Genomic DNA, 1,059 nt, shown 5'->3' on the forward strand with positions numbered 1-1,059 from the left:
GGTCAAGTCCTGGGACGTGGTGTATCTGATTCGTGATCCTTCGAGGGTGGGGGTCAGGTGGTGAGGGCTTTCAGGTCTGGCTCGGTTGCCTCCTCGGGGGCGGGTTCGGGTTCGCCGATGCGGCGGGCTTTGGTGAGGGCTTCGAGGCCGAGGTAGCGGCGTTGCTCGGCCCACTCATCGTGTTGTTCGGCGAGGACGGCGCCGACGAGGCGGATGATCGCGTCGCGGTTGGGGAAGATTCCGACAACGTCGGTGCGGCGGCGGATCTCCCTGTTCAATCGTTCGTTCGGGTTGTTGGACCAGATCTGTCTCCAGATCTCCTTCGGGAACGCGGTGAGCGCGAGGATCTCGTCGCGGGCGGCCTCGAGGTGCTCGAAGCTGCGCGGCAGCTTGTGTTCGAGAGCGTCGAGGACCCGGTCGAACTGGGCGTTGACGGCTTCTTTGTCGGGCTGGTCGAAGATCGTGCCCAGCAGCGTCTTCACCCACGGCCACGAGGACTTCGGGGTCACCGACATGAGGTTCGCGGCGTAGTGGGTGCGGCACCGCTGCCACGAGGCTCCGGGCAGGGTGACGCCGGTCGCGGCGACCAGACCGGCGTGCGCATCGGAGGTGACCAGCTTCACCCCGGAAAGTCCGCGGGCGACCAGGTCACGGAAGAACGTCAACCAGCCGGCGCCGTCCTCGGTGGAGCTGGTCTGCAGGCCGAGGATCTCCCGGTAGCCGTCCGCGTTGACCCCGGTCGCGACCAGGCAGGCGATCTTCACGACCCGCCCGCCCTCTCGGACCTTCATGGTCAGCGCATCGGCGGCGACGAACGTGTAGGGGCCGGCGTCCAGCGGCCGGGTCCGGAACGCGGTGACCTGTTCGTCGAGGTCCCGCGCCATCTCGGACACCTGCGACTTCGACAGTCCGGTGATCCCGAGCGTCTTCACCAGGTCCTCCATCCGCCGGGTCGATACGCCCAGGAGATAGCTGGTCGCGACCACCGTGGTCAGCGCCGCCTCGGCCCGGCGGCGGCGTTCCAGCAGCCATTCCGGGAAGTACGTGCCCTGCCGCAGC

Annotated in this window: 1 protein-coding gene; it reads right to left on the reverse strand. The window is 67.8% G+C overall.

What is annotated here, in order from left to right:
- Nucleotides 1–53: 53 nt before the first annotated feature.
- The coding region (locus AB1K54_RS17300; RefSeq protein ID WP_371204005.1) for an IS256 family transposase at nucleotides 54–1,059 on the reverse strand (1,006 nt) is incomplete at its 5' end.

This window comes from Microbacterium sp. BWT-B31, assembly GCF_041379855.1.
Classification (GTDB): domain Bacteria; phylum Actinomycetota; class Actinomycetes; order Actinomycetales; family Microbacteriaceae; genus Microbacterium.